General features: G+C 71.0%; 13 protein-coding genes. 7 read left to right on the top strand and 6 right to left on the bottom strand.

Annotated features, from left to right (window positions below; all coding sequences use genetic code 11):
• The first annotated feature begins 5 nt into the window (after positions 1-5).
• The 3 genes from cydB (at position 6) to ACIO3R_RS23315 (ending at position 6,510) form a co-directional block, all read left to right on the top strand.
• Entirely contained in the window at positions 6-1,007 is a 1,002-nt protein-coding gene (gene cydB / locus ACIO3R_RS23305) for a cytochrome d ubiquinol oxidase subunit II (RefSeq protein WP_385027864.1), read from the top strand.
• A gap of 81 nt (positions 1,008-1,088) precedes the next feature.
• Positions 1,089-4,622: a thiol reductant ABC exporter subunit CydD gene (cydD, locus tag ACIO3R_RS23310; RefSeq protein WP_402108325.1), complete on the top strand. Its 3,534-nt coding sequence runs from the start codon at positions 1,089-1,091 to the stop codon at positions 4,620-4,622.
• Between the two features lie 133 nt (positions 4,623-4,755).
• Positions 4,756-6,510 (top strand): GAF domain-containing sensor histidine kinase, encoded by a 1,755-nt coding sequence (locus tag ACIO3R_RS23315; protein WP_402108327.1) that lies wholly within the window; start codon positions 4,756-4,758, stop codon positions 6,508-6,510.
• 75 nt (positions 6,511-6,585) lie between these two features.
• Here the strand turns inward: ACIO3R_RS23315 and ACIO3R_RS23320 are convergent, their stop codons facing one another.
• The 6 genes from ACIO3R_RS23320 to ACIO3R_RS23345 all read right to left on the bottom strand — a co-directional run bounded on the left by ACIO3R_RS23320 (position 6,586) and on the right by ACIO3R_RS23345 (position 13,091).
• Positions 6,586-7,452, bottom strand: a complete 867-nt coding sequence (locus ACIO3R_RS23320; RefSeq protein WP_402108330.1) for a Cof-type HAD-IIB family hydrolase — start codon at positions 7,450-7,452, stop codon at positions 6,586-6,588.
• A gap of 350 nt (positions 7,453-7,802) precedes the next feature.
• Positions 7,803-8,705 carry an LLM class flavin-dependent oxidoreductase gene (locus ACIO3R_RS23325; protein WP_402108332.1) on the bottom strand — a complete coding sequence of 301 codons (903 nt, stop codon included), beginning with the start codon at positions 8,703-8,705 and terminating at the stop codon, positions 7,803-7,805.
• 98 nt (positions 8,706-8,803) lie between these two features.
• On the bottom strand, positions 8,804-9,346 hold the full coding sequence (locus tag ACIO3R_RS23330; protein ID WP_385027849.1) for an RNA 2'-phosphotransferase: 543 nt from the start codon (positions 9,344-9,346) through the stop codon (positions 8,804-8,806).
• Positions 9,347-9,493: 147 nt separating this feature from the next.
• Positions 9,494-10,465: a MerR family transcriptional regulator gene (locus ACIO3R_RS23335; RefSeq protein WP_402108335.1), complete on the bottom strand. Its 972-nt coding sequence runs from the start codon at positions 10,463-10,465 to the stop codon at positions 9,494-9,496.
• Positions 10,462-12,243 (bottom strand): SDR family oxidoreductase, encoded by a 1,782-nt coding sequence (locus tag ACIO3R_RS23340; RefSeq protein ID WP_402108339.1) that lies wholly within the window; start codon positions 12,241-12,243, stop codon positions 10,462-10,464. Before ACIO3R_RS23340 ends, ACIO3R_RS23335 begins: the two co-directional genes overlap by 4 nt.
• Positions 12,240-13,091, bottom strand: coding sequence for a M24 family metallopeptidase (locus ACIO3R_RS23345; protein WP_402108341.1), 852 nt, complete (start codon positions 13,089-13,091; stop codon positions 12,240-12,242). Before ACIO3R_RS23345 ends, ACIO3R_RS23340 begins: the two co-directional genes overlap by 4 nt.
• 281 nt (positions 13,092-13,372) lie before the next feature.
• Here ACIO3R_RS23345 and ACIO3R_RS23350 point away from each other — a divergent pair, with 281 nt between their 5' ends.
• From ACIO3R_RS23350 to ACIO3R_RS23365, 4 genes are read left to right on the top strand one after another with little or no spacing between them, the layout of a single operon-like run.
• A complete protein-coding gene (locus ACIO3R_RS23350; protein WP_385027837.1) occupies positions 13,373-14,407 on the top strand; it encodes an ABC transporter ATP-binding protein in 1,035 nt (344 codons plus the stop codon).
• On the top strand, positions 14,397-15,305 hold the full coding sequence (locus ACIO3R_RS23355; RefSeq protein WP_402108344.1) for an ABC transporter permease: 909 nt from the start codon (positions 14,397-14,399) through the stop codon (positions 15,303-15,305). Before ACIO3R_RS23350 ends, ACIO3R_RS23355 begins: the two co-directional genes overlap by 11 nt.
• Positions 15,302-16,213 (top strand): ABC transporter ATP-binding protein, encoded by a 912-nt coding sequence (locus ACIO3R_RS23360; protein ID WP_385027831.1) that lies wholly within the window; start codon positions 15,302-15,304, stop codon positions 16,211-16,213. Before ACIO3R_RS23355 ends, ACIO3R_RS23360 begins: the two co-directional genes overlap by 4 nt.
• Before the next feature lie 30 nt (positions 16,214-16,243).
• Positions 16,244-16,963 carry an ABC transporter permease gene (locus tag ACIO3R_RS23365; protein WP_385027828.1) on the top strand — a complete coding sequence of 240 codons (720 nt, stop codon included), beginning with the start codon at positions 16,244-16,246 and terminating at the stop codon, positions 16,961-16,963.
• The last annotated feature ends 243 nt before the right edge of the window (positions 16,964-17,206 follow it).

A 17,206-nucleotide genomic window follows, 5' to 3' on the forward strand; every position in this document is an offset into this window, starting at 1 on the left:
GAGAGATGGAACTCCACGACGTCTGGTTCGTGCTCATCGCCGTCCTCTGGATCGGCTACTTCTTCCTGGAGGGATTCGACTTCGGGATCGGTGTGCTCACCAAGCTGCTGGCCCGCGACCGCAAGGAACGGCGGGTCCTGATCAATACGATCGGGCCCGTCTGGGACGGCAACGAGGTCTGGCTGCTCAGCGCCGGCGGAGCGACCTTCGCCGCGTTCCCCGAGTGGTACGCCACGCTGTTCTCCGGCTTCTACCTCCCGCTGCTGATCATCCTGCTCTGTCTGATCGTGCGCGGTGTCGCCTTCGAGTACCGGGCGAAGCGGCCCGAGGACAAGTGGCAGACCAACTGGGAGAACGCGATCTTCTGGACCTCGCTGATCCCGGCGCTGCTCTGGGGTGTGGCCTTCGGGAACATCGTGCGCGGCGTGAAGATCGACGCGGACATGGAGTACGTGGGCAACTTCTGGGACCTGCTCAATCCGTACTCGATCCTCGGCGGGCTGGTCACGCTCTCGCTCTTCACCTTCCACGGAACGGTGTTCGCGGGGCTCAAGACGGTCGGGGACATCCGGGCCAGGGCACGCCGGCTGGCGCTGAAGCTGGGCGCGGTCACCGCGGTGCTGGCACTGGGCTTCCTGATCTGGACCCAGGCCGACAACGGCGACGGCTGGAGCCTGATCGCAATGATCATCGCTGTGGTGTCCCTGATCGGGGCGATCGGCGCCGTCGCGGCGGGGCGCGAGGGCTGGTCCTTCGCCTTCTCCGGTGTGACCATCACGGCCGCGGTCGCGATGCTCTTCCTGACGCTCTTCCCGAACGTCATGCCGTCCTCGCTGAACGATGCCTGGAGCCTCACGGTCACCAACGCCTCGTCCACCCCGTACACGCTGAAGATCATGACCTGGTGCGCGGGGATCGCCACTCCCGTGGTGCTGCTGTACCAGGGCTGGACCTACTGGGTGTTCCGCAAGCGCATCGGCACGCACCACATCGCCGACGCGCACTGAACGCAGTGGCGACCTGGTGCGCGACAGAGCGGATCAGGTCGTACGTGCCCTGACCGAGCCGAGCCCCCTGGGGTGTTTCACGTGAAACCGATCGACCCGCGCCTGCTCCGCCACGCCCGCGCCACCCGCCTCTTCCTGGTCGCTGTGGTGGTACTCGGACTGGCCGGGGCGGCGCTGGTCATCGCCCAGGCCATGCTCGTCGCCGAAGTGGTGGTGGGCGGTTTCGAGGACGGGCTCACCGGGTCGGGGTTGCGCACCCCGCTCATCCTTCTCGCCGCGGTCGCCCTCGGCCGGGCCCTGGTCTCCTGGCTCACCGAGCTGGCCGCCTACCGGGCGGGCGCGGCCGTCAAGTCGGAACTGCGCGGACGGCTGCTCGACCGGGCGGCGGCGCTGGGTCCGGAATGGCTGAGCGGGCAGCGCACCGGTTCGCTGGTGACCCTCGCCACCCGGGGGATCGACGCGCTCGACGACTACTTCGCGCGCTACCTGCCGCAGCTCGGGCTCGCGGTGGTGGTGCCGGTGGCGGTGCTCGCCAGGGTGGTCACGGAGGACTGGATCTCGGCGGCGATCATCGTCGTCACCCTGCCGCTCATCCCGCTCTTCATGATTCTGATCGGCTGGGCGACCCAGTCGCGGATGGACCGTCAGTGGCGGCTGCTCTCCCGCCTGTCCGGACACTTCCTCGACGTGGTCGCCGGGCTGCCGACGCTGAAGGTCTTCGGCCGGGCCAAGGCCCAGGCCGAGTCGATCCGCACCATCACCTCGCAGTACCGGCTGGCGACCGTGCGCACGCTGCGGATCGCCTTCCTGTCGTCCTTCGCCCTGGAGCTGCTGGCGACGCTCTCGGTGGCCCTCGTCGCCGTCACCATCGGCATGCGGCTGGTGCACGGCGAACTCGACCTCTACACAGGCCTGGTGGTGCTGATCCTGGCGCCGGAGGCCTATCTGCCGCTCCGGCAGGTGGGGGCGCAGTACCACGCCGCCGCCGAGGGCCTCTCGGCCGCGGAGGAGATCTTCTCGGTCCTGGAGACCGAACCGCGGGCGGGCGGTACGCAGGACGTCCCGAATTCGCTGCGGCTGGAGCTGGAGGGCGTGACCGTCCGGCACGCGGGGCGCACCGAACCCTCGCTCGCCGGCGCCTCGCTGGTGGTGGACGAGGGGGAGACCGTCGCTCTGGTCGGCCCGAGCGGCGTAGGCAAGTCCACCCTGCTCAACGTGGTGCTGGGATTCGCCGGACCCGACGAGGGACGGGTACGGGTCGGCGGTACCGATCTGGCGGACCTCTCCCCCGAACGCTGGCGCGAACGGATCGCCTGGGTCCCGCAGCGCCCGCATCTCTTCGCCGGCACGATCGCGGAGAACGTACGGCTGGCCCGGCCGGAGGCGGACGACAGCGCGGTGGAACGCGCGCTGCGCGACGCCGGGGCGTACGACTTCGTGACGGATCTGCCGGACGGCGCCGCGACCCTCCTCGGCGAGGACGGGGCGGGCCTCTCCGCCGGACAGCGGCAGCGTCTCGCGCTCGCCCGCGCGTTTCTCGCCGACCGGCCGGTGCTGCTGCTCGACGAGCCGACCGCGAGCCTGGACGGCGAGACGGAAGCGGGCATTGTCGAGGCGGTCCGCAGACTGGCGGCCGGCCGGACCGTGCTGCTGGTGGTGCACCGGCCGGCGCTCCTCTCGGTCGCGGACCGGGTGGTACGGCTGGAGCCGGGCGCGCCGGCCGGACCGGCCGATGCGGCGGGCTCACCGGTGCGGGCCGTGGTGCCGCGCCCGGCGGGCGCACCCGACGACCTCACCGGCAACGGGGCGGTGCGGGAACCCGAGGTGTTGCGGGACACCGCGGCCCGGACCGGGCACGTGCTGGCCCGGGTCAGGGAGGCCGCCGGGGCGCAGCGCGGCCGGCTCGCGCTCGCCCTGCTGCTGGGCAGCCTCGCGCTGGGCTCCGCGGTCGGTCTCATGGCCGTCTCCGGCTGGCTGATCTCCCGCGCCTCCGAACAGCCCCCGGTGCTCTACCTGATGGTCGCGGTGACGGCGACCCGCGCCTTCGGTATCGGGCGGGCGGTCTTCCGCTACGCCGAACGCCTCGTCTCGCACGACGCGGTTCTCCGGATGCTCGCCGAGCTGCGCGTCGCCGTCTACCGGGGCCTGGAGCGCATCGCGCCCGCGGGCCTGCGCCGGACCCGGCGCGGGGATCTGCTCTCGCGGCTGGTCGCCGATGTGGACGCCCTTCAGGACTACTGGCTGCGGTGGCTGCTCCCCGCCGGGACCGCGGTCGTCGTGGGAGCGGCAGCCGCCGGATTCACCGGCTGGCTGCTGCCGGAAGCGGGTGCCGTACTCGCCGCCGGACTGCTGCTGGCCGGGGTCGGGGTCCCGCTCGTCAGCGGCGCCTGCGCCCGGCACGCCGAGCGGCGCCTCGCGCCCGCCCGCGCCGATCTGGCGACCCGGATCACCGACCTGCTCGGCGGGACCGCCGAACTGACCGTCGCCGGAGCCCTGCCGGGGCGCTCGGCCAGGACCCGGGAGGCCGACGGCGTCCTGACCCGGATCGCTTCCCGGGCCGCGACCGCCACCGCGCTCGGCGGCGGCCTCACCGCACTGATCGGCGGCCTCACCGTGGTCGCCGCCGCACTCGTCGCCCTTCCCGCGGTGGCCGACGGACGGCTGGCCGGCGTGGAACTCGCCGTCGTCGTCCTCACCCCACTGGCCGCCTTCGAGGCCGTCACCGGTCTCCCGCTCGCCGTGCAGTACCGGCAGCGGGTCAGGCGGAGCGCGGAGCGGGTGTACGAGGTGCTGGACGCCCCGGTGCCGGTGTGCGAACCCGCCACCCCGGCCGAGGCGCCCGCGTCGCCCTTCCCGCTGGAGGTACGGGGGCTGTCGGCCCGGTACGCGGGGGCGCGGCACGACGCCCTGGACTCCGTGGACCTCACGCTGGAGGCCGGCCGGCGCATCGCGGTCGTGGGTCCGTCGGGTTCCGGGAAGACCACGCTCGCCCAGGTCCTGCTCCGCTTCCTGGACGCGCGGGCGGGGACGTACCGGATCGGCGGTGTGGAGGCGTCCGCGCTGGACGGGGACACCGTCCGGCGGTTCGTCGGGCTGTGCGCCCAGGACGCCCACATCTTCGACAGTTCCATCCGCGAGAACCTGCGTCTCGCCCGTACCGGCGCGACCGACGCGGAACTGCGCGACGCCCTCGCTCAGGCCCGGCTGCTCGACTGGGCCGAGGCACTGCCGGAGGGGCTGGACACCCTCGTCGGTGAACACGGCGCCCGCCTCTCCGGGGGCCAGCGCCAGCGGCTCGCGCTGGCGCGGGCGCTGCTGGCGGACTTCCCCGTGCTCGTTCTGGACGAACCGGCCGAGCACCTCGATCTGCCGACCGCCGACGCCCTGACCGCGGACCTGCTGGCGGCCACCCGGGGACGTACGACGGTACTGATCACCCACCGGCTCGAAGGCCTGGACGCGGTCGACGAGGTGGTGGTCCTGGACGCGGGCGCGGTGGTGCAGCGGGGTCCGTACGCGGCACTCGTGGCGGTGGACGGTCCACTGAGCCGGATGCTGGCGCGCGAGCGCGAGACCGTACGGGAGCCGGGCGAGTACCTGGACGCACGGGTCTGAGACGCCAGGGGCCCGAGGCGCACCGGCCGGAGGCGCACAAGCCTGAGGTGCGCAAGCCTGAGGTGTCCGGGTCCGAGGTGTCCGAACCGGCTCTCGACTTTCCCCAACAAAAGGGACTAACTACTCTCTGGGTATGTCAGAGCAGGGCCCGAAGCACCCGCACCCGAAGCACCCGCACCCGAAGGACTCGTCGCACCCGAAGGACTCGCTCGAAGCCGCGACGGAGGCGGCCCGCAGCCTGCAAGGCCTGTCCACCGAACTCACCGCCCGCGTACCGCAGCTGCTCGAAGCCATGCGCTCCGTCGGCACCGGGCTCGAACTGCACACCACCCTCGACCGGATCTGCGAGACGGCGGCCGAACTGGCCCACGCCCGCTACGCGGCCATCGGCGTCGTGGACGAGGAGGGCAAAGGGCTCTCGGACTTCGTCATCTACGGAGTCCCGGAGCCGGTGGTGAACGAGATCGGCCACCGGCCCGACGGCCGGCGGGGTCTGCTCGGCGCTCTGATCCACGACCCCCGCCCCATACGGCTCACCGATCTGACGACCGATCCGCGGTGCGCCGGATTTCCGCCGGGCCACCCCCCGATGCGGACCTTCCTCGGCGTACCGATCCGGGTGCAGGGCGAGATCTTCGGCAATCTCTATCTGGCCGAGAAGGACGGCGGGGGCGAGTTCACCGACTACGACCTGCACATGGTGCGGGTGCTGGCCACCGAGGCGGGCATCGCCATCGGCAATGCCCGGCTGTACGAGGCAGCCCGGCAGCGTGAGCGGTGGATCGACGGCTCGGTCGCCGTCACCACCGCCCTGCTCTCCGGCGGGGACGCCGACGACGCGCTCGCGGTCGTCGCCGAACAGGCCCGCCATCTCGCCGCCTCCGACGCCGGGATCGTGCTGCTGCCGGCCGAGGAAGGGGGCCTGGAGATCGTCGCCGTGTCCGCGGAGGAGCCGGTCGCGGCGCTCGGGCTGATCATCCCGGCGCAGAGCCCGATCGTGGCGACCCTGCTGAGTGGCGAGGCCGTCTTCGTGGACGACTCGGCCACCGACCCCCGCGTGACCACGAGGCTGGCGGACCGGTTCGGACCGAGCATGCTGCTCCCGCTGCACAGCGGGGGCCGGGTGCTCGGCGCGCTCGCCACCCCCCGGGCCAGGGGCGGCCGGCCGTTCACCGAGACGGAGCGGACCCTCGCCGCCCAGTTCGCCTCGCAGGCCGCGCTCGCGCTGATGATGGCCGAGGCACAGCGGGACCGGGAACGGCTCGCGGTCTACGAGGACCGCGACCGGATCGCCCGGGACCTGCACGACCTGGTCATTCAGCGGCTGTTCGCCACCGGGATGATGCTGGAGAGCGCTCAGCGCCGGTCGGCCGTCCCGGAGGTGCAGACCGGCGTGGGCCGGGCGGTCGACGAGCTGGACGTGACCATCCAGGAGATCCGTACCGCGATCTTCGCGTTGCAGCAGGAGCCGGCCGAGGCGCCGTCCGGGCTGCGCACGCGGGTGCTGCGCGAGATCAACATGGCGGCGGTCCCGCTGGGCTTCAAACCGTCACACCGCTTCCTCGGACCGGTCGACTCCGGGGTCGGCGAGCTGACCGGCAAGAACCTGATCGCGGCGCTGCGCGAGGCGCTGTCGAACGCCTTCCGGCACGCCGTCGCGTCCCGGATCGACGTGGTCGTGGACGCGACCGCCACGCTTCCCGACGGGCGGGACGCGGTACGGCTCACGGTCGCCGACGACGGTGTGGGCATCCAGCCGGGCGGCAGGCGCAGCGGGCTCCGGAACCTGGCCCGCCGGGCGGAGTCGCTCGGCGGGGCCAGCTGGTTCGGGCCCGGACTCGGGGAGGACGGCGGCGGTACGACGGTGGTGTGGCAGGCACCGCTCTGACACCGCGCGGGTCACGCCGCCCGCAGCGGCGTCGCGAGGCGGCGTCGGTACGCGCGTGGGCCGGCCCGGCTCGGCTCAGCGCTGGGTGCGGGACAGGGACCGCTCGGCGATGAGCCGCTCGATGACGATCGCCACGCCGTCCTCGTTGTTGGTGGCCGTACGTCCGGTGGCCGCCGCCACGGCGGCGGGGTGGGCATTGCCCATCGCGTACGAGGCGCCGGCCCAGCTCAGCATCTCCACGTCGTTGGGCATGTCCCCGAACGCGACGACCTCGGCGGGGGAGATGCCGCGCTCGGCGCAGCAGAGTTCCAGCGTGCTGGCCTTGGAGACGCCCGGTCCGCTGACCTCCAGGAGGGCGGTCGGGCTGGACCGGGTAAAAGAGGCCCGGTCGCCCGCGGCGGTACGGGCCAGCGCGAGGAAGTCGTCCGGGGTCAGCTCGCCGTGGTGGGCGAGGAGCTTGAGCACGGGTGCGCCGGTGCCCGGCGCCTCCTCGTGGAGCAGCTTCTCAGCGGCCGCCACGGTGGCGCCGGGATCGAGGTGGAAGGGCGGGTAGTCCGACTCGTAGTGGATACCGGTGGCCAGTTCGACGGCGAAGGAGGTGCCGGGGGCGGCCGCGCGCAGGGTGTGCACGACGTCGAGGGCGGTCTCCCGTTCCAGGGCGCGGACCTTCAGCAGCCTGCCCCCGTCGTGCAGGTCGGCGACGGCGGCGCCGTTGGCGCAGATCGCCAGGCCGTGGCCGTGGACGTGGTCGCTGACGACATCCATCCAGCGGGCGGGCCGGCCGGTGACGAAGAAGACCTCGATCCCGGCCTCCTCGGCGGCGGCCAGCGCCGCGACCGTACGGTCCGAGACGGTCTTGTCGTCGCGCAGGAGGGTGCCGTCCAGGTCGGTGGCGATCAGCCGGGGAGCGGCAGGAAGAGGGGAATCGGTAGCTGAGGTCACCGCCTCATTCTCGCGCACCCGGGTGCACGGGCGTGCGTAGGGGCGCACATCTGAGTACGCACGCGCCTGAGCAGGGAACATCCCTCTGGCATATGCCAGGCGATCGGCGTTCCGCCGAAGCTCTCCGCGCACCCGGCTCTCCGCACACCTGACCCCTCGGATGGGCCGACCCGCAGGAGCCGCCGACGCCGGAACGGATCGACGCGGTCACCTGGTGTGGTGACCGCGACGGCATCAGCACCCGGCGCCGGCCGTCACTGGTGGATCACGACCTCGGCAGAGTGACCGCCGGAGCCGTCCCCCGCGCCCCCTCCAGCGCGTCCGTCAGCCGCCCGTCAACGATGCATCCGTCAACGGAGCTGGCCGAGCGCCTCGATCGCGATCTTCTCGAAGTCTCCCTCGTCGGTCGCGAAGTCCGAGTCCGGGATGGGCCAGTGGAGCACGAGCTCGGTGAAGCCGAGGTCGCGGTGGCGGCCCGCGAAGTCGACGAACGCGTCGACAGATTCCAGCGGACGGTTGCGGTCCGGGGTGAAGCCCATGAGCAGGACCTTGTCCAGCGGCGCGGCGTCCCGGCCGATCGCGGCGCAGGCCGCGCCGAGCCGCTCCACCTGGCCGCGCAGCGCGGCCACCGACTGCTCCGGAGTCCCCTCCTCGAACAGCTTCGGGTCCCCGGTCGTCACCCAGGCCTGTCCGTACCGGGCGGCCAGCTTCAGCCCGCGCGGTCCGGTGGCCGCCACCGCGAAGGGCAGCCGGGGCCGCTGCACACAGCCCGGGATGTTCCGCGCCTCGACCGCCGAGTAGAAGGTCCCCTCCTGCGTCACCGCGCCCTCGGTGAGCAGCCGGTCGAGCAGCGGTACGAACTCGCCGAAGCGGTCCGCGCGCTCACGCGGCGTCCACGCCTCCTGCCCCAGCGCCGTCGCGTCGAATCCGTTGCCGCCCGCCCCGATGCCCAGGGTGATCCGCCCGTCGGAGATGTCGTCGAGAGAGATCAGTTCCTTGGCGAGTGTCACGGGGTGGCGGAAGTTCGGGGAGGTGACGAGGGTGCCCAGGCGGAGGCGCTCAGTCGCTGTGGCGGCGGCCGTGAGGGTGGGCAGGGCGCCGAACCAAGGGCCGTCGCGGAAGGTGCGCCAGGAGAGGTGGTCGTAGGTGTACGCGGCGTGGAACCCGAGCTCCTCGGCTCGCTGCCACTTCGCGCGACCCCCCTCGTGCCATCGGTCTACGGGGAGGATCACGGTGCTCAGGCGCAGGCTCATGCCCCGACCCTACGTGTCGCCTTTCCGGCGACCGGTCAGGCCACGTGGGTGCCGTGGGCGACGGCACGGTGTGCGCCGGACAAGGACGCGCTCCCGGGTCAGCCGGGCAGGCGCAGGAACTCCGGGGGCACCGCGGCGGTGAGCCAGACCCCGTTGGCGCTGACGCAGAAGGTGTGGCCGGCCAGGTGCATCGCGCCGGTGTCCACCGACAGCACGACGGGCCTGCCGCGCCGGGCCCCGACACGGGTCGCCGTCTCACGGTCCGGCGAGAGGTGGACGTGGGTGCGGTTCATCGGCCGCAGGCCCTCGCTCCGGATCGCGTCCAGGAACCGGCCGACCGTGCCGTGATAGAGGTACGCGGGCGGCTCGGCCGGGGGCAGGTCCAGGTCCACTTCCACGGTGTGCCCCTGGCTGGCCCGGATGCGGTCGCCCTCGACGGCGAAGCGCTGCTTGTCGTTGGAGGCGACGACGTGGTCGAGCTCGGCGCGGGTGAGCGGGAAGCGGTGGCGTGCCGTGGCCCGGAGCAGCTCGTCGATGGCCACCCAGCCGTGTGCGTCGAGCTGGAGGCCGATCCGTTCGGGCTGATGCCGCAGGTGTTTCGAGAGGTACTTCGACACCTTGACGGTGCGTCTTTCATCCATCCGTCCAGAGTGCCCGCGGCGCGGTCACCGGCGCATCCGGATTCTCCCGGGATTCACAGCAGCAATTTTTGTCCACAGGTTTGATCCACAGCCAACTCGGGTTATCCACAGGTATTTTGACGATTCTGTGGACAAGTGGCGTGCGATTTAGTCTATTTGGTCAATTTGCTCCACCTTGGCGTGAGATGAGGCAAGAGTATCCAATGCTCGTGCTTGTACCTCACGTTCAGTGGCTGCGGTGACGAAGGCAGCAGCGTGATCCCGGCCAACCAGCCTCTCGACGGCCTTGATTGTCGAGGTCGGCAGGGCCACCGGCACTGGCGGATGCACCACGAGACCCGTGGTGATGGTCTCCTCCGAGGCGAGATGGTGCTCCAGATGGCGCGGCGCGAACGTCCGCATCGCCCGCGCGAGTTCGGCGTCCACCGTCTGCTGGGCAAGCGGGCGGAGCCTGCGCACCATCGAGGCGGCCTCGGCCGCGTCCGCGTCCGTCGGCGGCCGATGGCCGAGATAGCGGGCGAAAACATGCTCCGTGGTGAACTCCAGGAAACGGGAGGCTATCTGCTCGACCTGACCCCGAAGCTCCCTCAGATGCCCGGAGATCGCGCTGAGCGGCACACCCGCCGCGTACAACTCCACCGCGACCGCCAGCTCTTGGGGGCTCGGCACCAGGAACTCGTCGTCGCGTCCGGGAATCGGTTCGAGCACGCCGAGGTCCACCGCCTCGGCGACGGCCCGGTCGTCGGAGGTGCCGCCGAACTTCACCTCCAGCTCGGCCCGGGTGATCCGGTCCGCCCGCTCGTCGGTCCACGGCCCGTGCACCTCGGCGACGAGCCCGAGCACCCCGCCGAGCCCGCGGCCCGTGTCCCACGCCTCCAGCAACTCCTTGATGCTGGCCAGGGTGTAGCCGCGGTCGAGCAGATCGGCGATCTGCCGGAGCCGGGCGAGATGGGTGTCCCGGTACACGTTGGCCCGGCCCCGCCGCTCCGGGGTCGGCAGCAGCCCGCGGTCCTGGTAGGCGCGGATCGTGCGGACCGTGGCCCCGCTGGCATGTGCCAGGTCCTCGATCCGGTACTCCGCGCCCGTCCGCCCGGCAGGCGACGGCCCCGCCCCGCTCACAGCGGCGGCTTCAGCCGGGCGATGCCGCGCAGCACCCCGGGGCTGACCCGGGACAGCAACCGGGCGGCATGGGACTCCGGCGTCACCGGGACCACGGCCTGGTTGCGGACCACCGCCCGCAGGATCGCCTCCGCGACTTTCTCCGGCGGGTAGTTGCGCACCCCGTACAGCTTGCTCGTCCGTTTCCGCAGCCGCTGCTCCTCCGCCGCGTCCGTCCCGGCGAAATGCGTGGTCGCCGTGATGTTCGTGTTGACGATGCCGGGGCAGACCGCACTGACCCCGATCGACTTCTCCGCGAGCTCGGCGCGCAGGCATTCGCTGAGCATCAGCACGGCGGCCTTCGACGTGCTGTACGCGGGAAGCGCCCGCGACGGCTGATACGCCGCAGCGGAGGCGGTGTTGACGATGTGACCGCCCTGCCCGCGCTCGGCCATCTGCTTGCCGAAGAGCCGGCAGCCGTGGATGACACCCCAGAGGTTGACGTCCAGGACGTGCTTCCAGTCCTCTGCGGTGGTTTCCAGGAACGAGCCGGACAGCCCGATCCCCGCGTTGTTGACCAGCACGTCGACGATCCCGTACTTGACGGCGACCTTCTCGGCCAGCTTCTCCATGGCCTGCTCGTCGCTGACGTCGACCGTCTCCGCCCAGGCGGCCGGTGCGCCTATCAGCCGGGCCAGCTCCGCCGTTCGGGCCGCACCGTCCGCATCCCGGTCCACGGCCACCACCCGGGCGCCCGCTTCCGCGAAGGCGAAGGCGGTGGCCCGGCCGATGCCGCCGGCTGCGCCCGTCACCAGGACGAGCTGTCCGCCGAACCGGTCCGCGTACGCACCCTTCGGCGCGGTGTCCCGCACCGGGACGCCGCCCCGCAGTGCCTCCTCGTTGGCGGTGGCGAACTCATTGATCCAGGAGGCCAGCTGGTCGGGCCTGGTGCGCGGTACCCAGTGCTTGGCCGGCAGTGAGCGGCGGGTCAACTGCGGTACCCAGGACTCGAGGTCGTCGTAGAGCTGCTGCGACAGGAAGATGTCGCCGGTCGGCGTGATCAGCTGGACCGGCACATGCGCGTAGGCATCGGCGCGCGGCCTGCGCATCCGGGACCGGACGTTGTCGCGGTAGAGCCAGGCCCCGTGCGCCGCGTCGTCGGGCAGGGACGCCGTCGGGTAGTCGCCCGGCGGCACCTTCTCCAGCCGCTCCAGGATGCCGGGCCACCGCTTGCCGAGCGGGCCGCGCCAGGCGAGCTCCGGCAGCACTGGGGTATGCAGCATGTACACGTACCAGGACTTGGCGCCCTGGCCCAGCAGCTGGCCCACCCGGCGCGGAGTGGGCCGGGCCATCCGCTGCTTGATCCAGTGCCCGAAGTGGTCCAGGGAGGGGCCGGACATCGAGGTGAAGGAAGCGATCCGGCCCTCCGTGCGGCTGACCGTCGCGAACTCCCAGGCCTGGACGGAGCCCCAGTCGTGCCCGACCACATGGACCGGCCGGTCCGGGCTCACCGCGTCGACGACGGCCAGGAAGTCGTCGGTCAGCTTCTCCAGGGTGAAGCCGCCGCGCAGCGGGACGGGCGCCGTCGAACCGCCGTGACCGCGCACGTCGTACAGCACGACGTGCCACTGTTCGGCCAGCTGCCGGGCGACCTGCGTCCAGACCTCCTTGCTGTCCGGGTAGCCGTGCACGAGCACGATCGTCGGACGCGTCTCCTCACCCAGCTCGACGACGCACAGCTCGATACCGCCCGTGGCCACCCGGCGCTCGCGCGCCCCCGGCAGATCCCGCAGACTCATGCCGCCACCCTCTCCTCGGCCCAGCGCCGCACATGCGGCAGATCCTCGTCCAGCCAGAAGGCGCTCTGCTCGGGGTCCCGTGAGTCGGTGACGACCAGGATCTCCTCGAACTTCGCGCCGGTACCCCGGAATCCGAGATGGGGTTCGACCGCCCACAGGCCCGGCTGCGGAGGATGGTCGGAGAAGCGGTACGGACTCCAGAGCGGCGACCAGCCGTCCCGGTGCCCGTGCACCGCGTCACTCAGCAGCCCCTTGAGCGACTGGGTGCCGAACCCGAACACGTGGGGCGACCAACGGCGTTCGGCCACGCGGTCGACCTTGTGGGCGATGACGCCGAAGGGGTACGCGCGGTGCCGGTTGGCATAGCCCTGCCTGATCATCAGGCGCTCCACGTCCTCGTATATCTCGCGCAGCGGGCGCCGCTCGCGCACCTCGCAAAGGATCAGCTCGCGGTGGACCTCAAGATCGGCGAGCAGCCTGTCGTGCAGGGGGTTCAGCCCCAGGCAGCCCGAGTAGCCGATGTCCGCGGTGAATCCCTTGTACACCGGGGCCATGTCGAGGATGAACGGCATCCCCGGCTCCAGCTGCCGGTCCGTCGGGAAGAACTGCAGCGGCACCTTGAAGCCGGCGAACGCCGTGCGGTCCCCGAACCAGGCGAAGGGAAGGTGGAACCAGTCCCGCACCCCGCGCTGACGCAGCCACTCGCGCTGCATCCGGGCCGCGTCCCGCTCGGTCACCCCCGGCCTCAGACGGGCGGCGACCGCTTCCGCGCAGGCGTACGCGAGACGCTGCACGTCTCTGAACCCCGCCAGATCCGGGGCCCGTTCGTCGTTCACTCGCGAGGCCATGCCACCGTCCGTTCCCTGCCGTGTGCGGTACGTGCCCGTAACGTGACACTGATGAATGTGACAATGTCCGGCGGCTACGTCAAGAGGTGCGCCGGACCTGTGGACAACTCCGCGCGAGCACCCGGCGCGACGGCCGGGACCGGGTGCGGACCGGGTGCGGACCAGGGGACCGGCCTCCTCCTTGACGGGGTCCCCCTACGGGTCCGTACATCTGGAGTCTGACGAGAATCCAGCCGTCAGGTCTGACGACCGGTGTGGCCCGCGCCACTACGGTCAATGACGTGACTGTCATTGCGACCGAAAGCCTGAGCAAGCGGTTCCCCCGGGTAACCGCACTTGACCGGCTCTCCTTGGACATCGGCCCCGGTGTGACCGGACTGGTGGGCGCCAACGGAGCCGGCAAGTCCACGTTGATCAAGATCCTGCTGGGTCTGTCTCCCGCCACCGAGGGCCGGGCCGCGGTGCTCGGGCTCGATGTCTCGACCAGCGGCGCCGCCATCCGGGAACGGGTCGGCTACATGCCCGAGCACGACTGCCTGCCGCCCGACGTCTCGGCCACCGAGTTCGTCGTCCACATGGCCCGGATGTCCGGACTGCCGCCCACCGCGGCACGCGAACGCACCGCGGACACCCTGCGCCACGTCGGCCTGTACGAGGAGCGCTACCGCCCCATCGGCGGCTATTCGACCGGTATGAAACAGCGGGTGAAGCTGGCCCAGGCCCTGGTCCACGACCCGCAGCTGGTCCTCCTGGACGAGCCGACCAACGGCCTCGACCCGGTCGGCCGCGACGAGATGCTCAGCCTGATCCGGCGGGTGCACACCGACTTCGGCATCTCGGTCCTGGTCACCTCGCACCTCCTGGGCGAACTGGAACGCACCTGCGACCACGTCGTCGTCATCGACGGCGGAGCGCTCCTGCGTTCCAGCTCCACCAGCGACTTCACCCAGATCACCACGACCCTCGCGGTGGAGGTCACCGACAGCGACACCCACCCCAATGGGACCGACGCGCTGCGCCGCGCCCTCACGGACACGGGGATCAAGCTGGTGGGTCTCGACGGCCTGGACACGGAGGGGCTGCCGGGGGCGGGCCACATCCTGCTGATCGAGGCGACCGGCGAGGAGACGTACGACATCGTCCGCGACAGCGTCGCCGGCCTGGGCCTTGGTCTCGTCCGGATGGAACAGCGACGCCACCACATCGCCGAGGTCTTCCGTACCGAAGAGGCACCGGCGGCGCAGGTCGTGGCGCAGACCGCGCCCGTGGCCGCCGGGGCCGTACAGCAGAAGGGGAGCGGTAGCGATGAGCACTGAGACCGGCGCCGCGATCGGGAGCGAGACCTCCCGGATCCACAACATCGGCTACCGCGCCTACGACGGCCCGCGCCTCGGCCGGGCGTACGCCCGGCGCTCCCTCTACTCGCAGTCCCTGCGGGGTTCCTTCGGGCTCGGCCGTTCGGTCAAGTCCAAGGTGCTGCCCATGCTGCTGTTCGGCGTGATGTGCCTGGTCGCCGCGATCATCGTGGCCGTGGCCATCAACATCCCCGACTCGACGAAGCTGCCGGTCAAGTACACCTCGTATGCGATCTTCCTCCAGGCGGTCATCGGGCTGTTCCTCGCCTCGCAGGCACCGCAGTCGGTCTCCAGGGACCTCCGCTTCAAGAGCGTGCCGCTGTACTTCTCCCGGCCGATCGAGCGCGGCGACTACGTCATCGCCAAGTTCGCCGCCATGGCCTCCGCGCTCTTCGTGCTCACCGGCGCGCCGCTCGTCATCCTCTACGCCGGCGCACTGCTGGCGAAGTTCGACTTCGGCGACCAGACCAAGTGGTTCGCCCAGGGAATGGTGTCGGTGGCGCTGCTCTCCGTGCTCTTCGCCGGTCTCGGCCTGGTCATGGCCGCGCTCACCCCGCGCCGGGGCTTCGGCGTCGCCGCCGTGATCGCCGTGCTCACCATCTCCTACGGTGCCGTCTCCACCATCCAGGGCATCGCCTGGTCGACGGGGTCCACCGGAGCCGTCCCGTGGCTGGGGCTGTTCTCCCCGATCACGTTGATCGACGGTGTGCAGACCGCGTTCCTCGGGGCCACCTCCGCCTTCCCCGGAGGGGAAGGCCCGGGAGCCGGCGCCGGTGTGGTCTATCTGATCGTTGTTCTCGCGCTCGTCGCCGGCTCGTACGCCGTACTGATGCGCCGCTACCGGAGGGTCGGGCTGTGACCACCATCGAGATCGACCACACCTCCCGCTGGTTCGGCAATGTGGTCGCCGTCAACGACGTGAGCATGACCGTGGGGCCGGGCGTCACCGGTCTGCTGGGTCCCAACGGTGCCGGCAAGTCCACGCTGATCAACATGATGGCCGGATTCCTCGCCCCGTCGACGGGCACGGTCACGCTCGACGGCAAGGCGATCTGGCGGAACGAGGCCGTGTACCGCGCGATCGGCATCGTGCCCGAGCGGGAGGGCATGTACGACTTCCTGACCGGCCGCGAATTCGTGGTCGCCAACGCGGAACTGCACGGTCTCGGCGCCGCCGAGGCAGCTGTCTCGCTGGCCACGGTCCAGATGGAGTACGCGCAGGACCGCAAGATCTCGACGTACAGCAAGGGCATGCGCCAGCGCGTGAAGATGGCCTCGGCCCTGGTTCACGACCCGTCCGTGCTGCTGCTCGACGAGCCGTTCAACGGGATGGACCCGCGCCAGCGGATGCAGCTGATGGAACTGCTGCGACGGATGGGAGAAGAGGGCCGCACGGTGCTCTTCTCCTCCCACATCCTCGAAGAGGTCGAGCAACTCGCCTCGCACATCGAGGTGATCGTGGCCGGACGGCACGCGGCGTCCGGTGACTTCCGGAAGATCCGCCGGCTGATGACCGACCGCCCGCACCGCTATCTCGTACGGTCCAGCGACGACCGCGCGCTCGCCGCCGCGCTCATCGCCGACCCCTCGACGGCCGGGATCGAAGTGGACCTGAGCGAACAGGCCCTGCGCATCCAGGCGGTCGACTTCGTACGCTTCACCACGCTGCTGCCGAAGGTGGCACGCGAACAGGGCATCCGGCTGCTGACCGTTTCGCCGTCCGACGAATCCCTCGAATCGGTCTTTTCCTATCTCGTAGCGGCCTGAGTAGTGGCCGATAAGGAGCTGTGAAGCGTCATGTACGACCCCACAGTCGCCCGGCTCACCTACCGGGCGCTGCTCGGTCGGCGCCGGGCCGCCATCCTCTTCATCCTGCCCGCACTGCTGGTGGTCATCGCCGTGGCGGTACGCATGTTCGCCGGGGCCGATGACCAGGTCGCCTCGGATGTGCTGGGCGGTTTCGCCATCGCCACCATGGTGCCGCTGATCGGCGTGATCGCCGGAACGGGCGCCATCGGTCCGGAGATCGACGACGGCTCGATCGTCTATCTGCTGGCCAAGCCGGTGACGCGGCCGACGATCATCTTCACCAAGCTGATCGTGGCCGTCGCCGTGACGATGGTGTTCTCGGCGGTGCCGACCCTGATCGCCGGTCTGATCCTCAACGGCAACGGCCAGCAGATCGCGGTGGCCTACACGATCGCCGCCCTGGTCGCCTCGATCGCCTACAGCGCGCTGTTCCTGCTCCTGGGCACGATCAGCCGGCACGCGGTGGTCCTCGGACTCGTCTACGCGCTGGTGTGGGAGGCCCTCTTCGGCAGCCTGGTCTCCGGCGCGCGCACGCTCAGCGTCCAGCAGTGGTCGCTCGCGCTGGCCGAGAAGGTCGGCGGGGGCGGCGCCATCACCTCCGACGTCGGACTGCCTCTCGCGACGGTCCTGTTGATCGTGGTCACCGTGGCGGCGACCTGGTACGCGGGCCAGAAGCTGCGCACCCTGAAGCTCGCCGGCGAGGAGTGAGCACAGAGACCCTGCGATACGACAACCCCCCGTCCGATGGACGGGGGGTTGTCGTATGTCAGACAGTATTACGCGTAACTGTACGGATATCGGGTCGTTGTTCCGGATGCGTGGAGGCAACTGGAATCCGTGACGTCGAGCTTTCGTGAATTCGGGGAATGCCGATGCCGTGGGACGCGCCTACGGGCGACACCCATCGGGTCGGCCATTGAGCAAGTGGCACCTGTGAGCGTCCTCCGCCCC

Source organism: Streptomyces sp. NPDC087428, from assembly GCF_044744085.1.
GTDB lineage: Bacteria > Actinomycetota > Actinomycetes > Streptomycetales > Streptomycetaceae > Streptomyces.